Source organism: uncultured Lactobacillus sp. (assembly GCF_902491705.1).
Taxonomy (GTDB): domain Bacteria; phylum Bacillota; class Bacilli; order Lactobacillales; family Lactobacillaceae; genus Lactobacillus.
Window position 1 is genome coordinate 1 of record NZ_CABUIW010000084.1, and the last position, 6,183, is coordinate 6,183.

The 6,183-nt window shown below is 37.4% G+C and carries 4 protein-coding genes and 1 pseudogene; all 5 read right to left on the bottom strand.

Annotated elements, in window-relative coordinates; all coding sequences use genetic code 11:
• Positions 1 to 122: 122 nt before the first annotated feature.
• Complete coding sequence (locus tag RDN22_RS10750; RefSeq protein ID WP_308558099.1) at positions 123 to 872, bottom strand: amino acid racemase; 750 nt, start codon at positions 870 to 872, stop codon at positions 123 to 125.
• An 11-nt stretch (positions 873 to 883) separates the two neighbouring features.
• The gene (locus RDN22_RS10755) at positions 884 to 2,455 is read right to left on the bottom strand and encodes a UDP-N-acetylmuramoyl-L-alanyl-D-glutamate--2,6-diaminopimelate ligase (RefSeq protein ID WP_308558101.1); all 1,572 of its coding nucleotides are present in this window, start codon (positions 2,453 to 2,455) and stop codon (positions 884 to 886) included.
• 48 nt (positions 2,456 to 2,503) lie between these two features.
• On the bottom strand, positions 2,504 to 3,658 hold the full coding sequence (locus RDN22_RS10760) for a HAMP domain-containing sensor histidine kinase (RefSeq protein ID WP_308558102.1): 1,155 nt from the start codon (positions 3,656 to 3,658) through the stop codon (positions 2,504 to 2,506).
• Between the two features lie 3 nt (positions 3,659 to 3,661).
• Entirely contained in the window at positions 3,662 to 4,348 is a 687-nt protein-coding gene (locus tag RDN22_RS10765) for a response regulator transcription factor (protein ID WP_308558103.1), read from the bottom strand.
• Positions 4,349 to 4,519: 171 nt separating this feature from the next.
• A pseudogene (locus tag RDN22_RS10770) lies at positions 4,520 to 6,103 on the bottom strand (ABC transporter ATP-binding protein); the annotation flags it as partial.
• Positions 6,104 to 6,183 lie beyond the last annotated feature (80 nt).

Consider the following 6,183-nt stretch of genomic DNA (forward strand, 5'->3'; position numbering starts at 1 on the left):
CAACGAAAAATAAATCGGCCCTCAAAAAACAATCAAGGACAATTATCTAAAAATATCAGGTCTAACCCTAGATGAGACTTGACTTTACGTAGAAAAAAGAAGAGAATTTCTTCTCTTCTTTTTTACTTATACATATATTTAGCACAAGCTTCTTTAGGATCCATTCCATTACGGATCTTAAGAGCCAATTCAATTGATACATCCGCAATAATTGATTGTGGATCAATCACGTTATATGGATGATCTGGTGCTTTTTCTTGAGCTAATGATAACTCAGTACAACCTAGCAAAATTACATTACAGCCGTACTTATCATGCATTGTTTTCAAGATCTTGTGATACAAATCATGATCTACAATGCCTTTTTCTTTAATGTCAGAATAAATCAATTCATTAACCATTGGTTGAATTTCGGGTCCACCTAATTCAACCTTGCGGCCAACTTTCTCAATTTCGTCTGCATACAAGTGATCATAAATAGAACCTTCTGTTGCAATTAAGCCAATCTTTTTTTCATTTGGATAATTATCAACAAAATTATGAACGGCGATTCGCATCATGTGCAAGAATGGTCGATCAGTCAATGCAGCAAGATCATCATAGAAATAGTGGGCAGTGTTGCAAGGCATTACGTAGAAATCGGTTCCTAATTTGTCTTGCCCTTCCACATCATCTTTTAAATCATAAAAGAAGTTAGGCTGACTGTGATCCTTAATGTAGGCAGTTCTGTCAGGAACTTGAGCATCATTAACCAAAATATAGTTTAAATAATCTTGATCACGTGCAATCTTAACGCGATGGTTAATTAAACGCACATAACTTTCAGTGGCAATGGTTCCCATTCCACCAATAATACTAAAAAAGTGCTTCATCGTCTCAACTCTTATTTTCTAAAGTGTTCTTTTTCGCCTTCTAATTCATTGATTACATTTTGTGCAACAACGATATCAGATGGGTATGGTGTGTTTACACCACGAATCTTTTGGAAGGCATCTGCACCCTTACCACAGATTAAGACAACATCATCTGGGCCAGCCATTTCAATGGCATCGTGGATTGCCTTCTTACGGTCTAATTCAATAGTGACATCACACTTAGAGTGGTCAATACCTGAATCAATTTCCTCGGCAATAGACTTAGGATCTTCAAAGCCTGGGTCATCAGTTGTCAAAAACGCCTTGTCAGCATATGCAGTTAAACTTTCACTGAAGCCTGGACGACGTGAAACGCCTTTATCACCAGGAGCACCTACAACAACGATGATCTTAGGATTGTTGAATTCATTACGCATAAAGCTCATAAGAGCCATCATAGAAGCCTTGTTGTGAGCATAGTCAACAACAACCATACCGTGACTCTTAGTTCTTTCAGTTTGCATACGACCTGGAATGGTTACGTCGCGAATACCTTTTGCACATTGATCGTGGTTAAGGCCTGCAAGACCTGCACCGATAATTGCGGCAGTACCGTTTGATTCGTTGAAGTCACCAAGCATCTTCAAAGTGTAGTCACCATTAATAGGCAACTTCTTAGCCTTGTCACTTGCGCAGTAAAGCTTGAAGCGAGTTTCCTTCATATCCAATTCTTGTGAAGCAAATCTAAAGTCGATTGGCACCTTCAAGTTTGGATTTTCGAAATCTTCTCTAGCAAACAAGTAAATGCTGTCTGGATTAGTAGTGGTAGTAGCTGCTGCGTAAACTTCGTCAAAGTGGTCAGTTTCAGCGTTAATAATACATTTACGTGAGTTAACCATTAATTGAAGTTTGCAGTGTAAGTAATCCGCAAAGTTAGGGTGTTCATTTGGTCCAATATGGTCTGGGGTAATGTTTAAGAAGAAGCCTAAGTCATAAGTTAAACCAAATACACGGTTTTTCTTGTAAGCTTGGCTAGATATTTCCATTACTAAGTGAGTCATACCGTTATCTACAGCAGTACGCATATCACGGAATAAGTCCAAACTTTCTGGAGTAGTCAAGCTTGACTTAAAGCTGTCTTCTGGCTTAGGACCAACAACGTCATTAACTGAAGAAATTAAAGCTGTCTTACCACCATTAGCTTGATCAAGCATTCCCTTCAAAAAGTATGCAGAAGTAGTTTTACCTTTAGTACCAGTGAAGGCTACTACGTACAAATCATCTTGTGGGAAGCGGAAGAATGCAGCTGATAAGAGTGCCATTGCCTTAGATACGTCACGTACGATCAAAGCGTGCATCCCTTTACCTTCAGGATAAGGTTGTTCTGCAACATAACAAATGGCACCGTTATCTTTAGCCATTGATAAATAAGTTGGTCTAAAGCCTGCGCCTTTGCAGAAGAATAAGGTGTTAGTTTGGATATCACGTGAGTCGTAAGAAACGTAATCCATCTTAGTTGCTACAGTATCTTGAACTGCACTTGATTTAAGCAAGTGGTGTTCTTTTAAAATTAATATACAGGTATTTAAAGAAATACTCATTATTTTCTCCTCGTTGTATCAATACATTCAGTCAAAATTATAACACAGCTAACGCTTACTTGGGGCCTTCTTAGGATCAAGTGGCAGGCGAATTATGAAACTTGTCCAATTCTTATCTGATTGGCAGCGAATAGTTCCATGGTGCAAGTCAACCACGCTTTTGGTAATTGAAAGTCCCAATCCTGTACCACCGGTTTTGGTATTACGAGAATTCTCAACTCGGTAGAAACGTTCGAAAATCTTTTTTTGTGCATCCTTAGGAATAGGTTCACCGTTATTTTCGACCCGCAGTTCAACTTTACGCTTATTCACTAAGTTAGCAACCAATTTAATCTTGGTAGCTCCTGTGCCATATTTGAATGCATTAGAAATTAAATTATTATATACTCTCACTAATTTTTCAGCATCGGCCTTAATTGTTAAATCTTTAGGGCGTGTTTCAATCTCGATCTCAATGCCTTTCTTTTCAGCTTCTAATTCAAATCCAGCAGCCACTTGTTCTAACATTGAATAAATATGTAGTCTAGCTAAATTCAATTTAGTCTTAGTTGACTTAAGCGTCGTATATTCAAACAAGTCATTTGCTAGAGACTTCATTTGTTCAGCCTTAGTGTAAGCAATATTAATATATTTTTGTTGATCCTCAGGTGAAGCTACACCACTTTTTAATAGACCCAAATAACCGATAATCGAAGTTAATGGCGTTCTGATATCATGAGATACATTAGTGATCAATTCATCCTTAGATTGTTCAATTGCTCGCTCTTCATTAATTGAGTTCACAGTACTATCAACCAATGAATTAATTGAATCAACTACACGTTGTAATTCAGGACGAACTCTAAAGTTAATTCTATGGTCAAAGTGGCCGCTAGCAACATAATGCAATTCCAGAATAACGTGTCTTAATTGCATTTGGTGATATCTTCTAATTAAACGCCAGTATAAAACGGCTAAATCGCCGATCCCCATCAAAATAATGAAAATATTTTGCCAGGACCATAAATGGTAGCCGCCCGCAAACGTCATCGTCTTTTTTAGAAAATAAATGCCATTAACTAAACTTTGATCCTGCAAAATAGCTAGGTGGATCAAAATAATTATTGATAAATTTAACAAAAGCAGAAGGACGACCGTTACGATCCCTTCTGCAAATAGTTCACTCTTTTCAGCACCAGTTAACTTGACGCGTTCTTTTTTCATTAACTACGCCTCAACTTTGTATCCTACACCCCAAACAGTTTGAATAACGTCTTCGCCGCCAGTTGCCTTTTGAATCTTGTCACGAAGGTGTGATACGTGCACCATAACGGTTTTGGCAGAAACAATAGATTCTTGTTGCCAAACACGTTCAAAAATTTCATCAGCTGAAAATACACGGTTAGGGTGACTAGCTAAAAGATAAAGAATGCCAAATTCCAAAGCAGTTAATTGAATAGCTTTGCCATCAATTGTCTTTACTTCATGAGAATCGCGGTTGATTACTAATGGACCAACTTCCAAGATATCTGGCTTTTCATCTTTAACTTGTTTTTGGCTACGACGCAATAATGAACGAACTCTTGCCATTACTTCAAGTGGGTTGAATGGCTTAGATACGTAGTCATCGGCACCGGTAATCAAACCTTGAATCTTATCCATATCGCCAGTCTTAGCAGAAACGATAATAATTGGAATATCTGAATCTTTTCTAACTTCTTTAATTACTTCGATTCCAGACATATTAGGCATCATTACGTCTAAGATCATCAATGCGATATCTGGTGTAGTAGTTAACTTAGTAATTGCTTCTTTACCACTATATGCCGCAACGGGTTCATAGCCTTCGTTTTTTAAATAAATGCTTAAAAGTTCTACGATTTCTTTATCATCATCAACAACTAAAATTTTCACGAGGAAGAGTCCCCCTTCTTCTTTTTATTTATTTTTGTCTTTTATCCTATGTATAGTTTAACAAACCTTATGACTATTTTACCCAATTTTAGACAAAAGACCTAAAAGCAACGCTTATCTTTAGCTTTTCATAAAAAAAGCAGATATCCTGTGATATCTGCTTGAAAACAATTATTGAATTTCTTTTTTACCAGTATAAAGTTCGTAGTAGTAACCCTTCTTCTTGAGAAGTTGTTCGTGGTTACCCTCTTCAATAATGTGACCATGGTCAAGTACCAAAATCAAATCAGAGTTAACAATTGTTGAAAGACGGTGAGCAATTACGAAGCTTGTACGACCTGCCAAAAGGTTATCCATACCAGCTTGAACCATCTTTTCAGTTCTGGTATCAATACTTGAAGTAGCTTCGTCAAGAATCATTACTGGTTCATCAGCAATCATTGCCCGGGCAATACTGAGTAGTTGCATCTGTCCTTGTGATAAATCGCCGCCATTACCATCAATCACAGTTTGATAGCCGTGATCAAGATCATGGATAAATTCATCGGCATGTGACAACTTAGCTGCTTGGTAAACGTCATCATCGCTAGCTTCAGGATTACCAAAGCGGATGTTGTCCATGATTGTTCCAGTAAACAAGTGTGTTTCCTGCAAAACAATTGACAATGACTGACGCAAATCGTCTTTCTTAATATCCTTAATTGGAATACCGTCGTAAGTAATCTTGCCTGAATCGATTTCATAGAAACGGTTAAGCATGTTTGAAATCGTAGTCTTACCAGCACCAGTTTCACCAACTAAAGCTACCTTCATACCAGGTTTGGCATTAATCGAAATATCATGCAAAATTTGATGTTTTGGTACATAGCTGAAGTTAACGTGATCAAAGACAATGTGACCGCGAACTGGAACCTTCTTAATTGAGCCATCTTTTTGTGGGACATTCCAGTTCCAAGTACTACCAACTTCATCACCTTTAGAAATCGTAACTGTACCATTGTCTGTTTCTGAAGGTTGATCTTCCAAGTTGAAGATTCTTTCAGCACCAGCTAAAGCCATTACGATTGAGTTCAATTGTTGTGAAATTTGGGCAATTGGCATACTAAATTGTCTTGAAAGTTGCAAGAATGAACCAATAGCACCAAGTGAAAGTGGAGCCCATTGATTAATGGCAACAGCACCACCAATAAAGGCGATTAAAACGTAGAGCAAGTTACCCATGTTACCCATAATTGGGAACAAGATAGTTGCATAAGTGTTGGCTCTACCTGAAGCTTGACGCAATTCTTCGTTGTACTTGTCAAAACCAGCTTTTGATTCTGGTTCATGGCTGAAGACTTTGATAACCTTCAACCCATTAAGCATTTCTTCGTTATAACCATTGATTTGACCCAACTTCTTCTGTTGAATTTGGAAGTATTGGCCTGATTTAGTAGTAAGGTAACGAACAATGCCGATTGATAATGCAAAGATGATGAATGAGAAGACAGTTAATTGCCAGCTCAAACTAAACATCGCAACCACAACGAATAACAAACTCAAAATAGAGTTAGTAAATTGTGGAATTGACTGTGAAATCATCTGCATCAAGGTATCAATATCGTTAGTGTAACGCGACATGATATCACCAAATTCATTTTGGTCAAAGTATGAAATTGGCAAACTTTCCATGTGCGTAAACATTTCGTTACGTACACGATATTGTACTTTTTGAGCCAAAACACCCATTAACATGTTGAACAAGTAGTTAGTCATGTGGTAATAAGTCAAATGAAAGGCGATGATATTTGTTCTCTTTGATCAGAATTTTGAGTATATGAAACTAAGCCTTACTC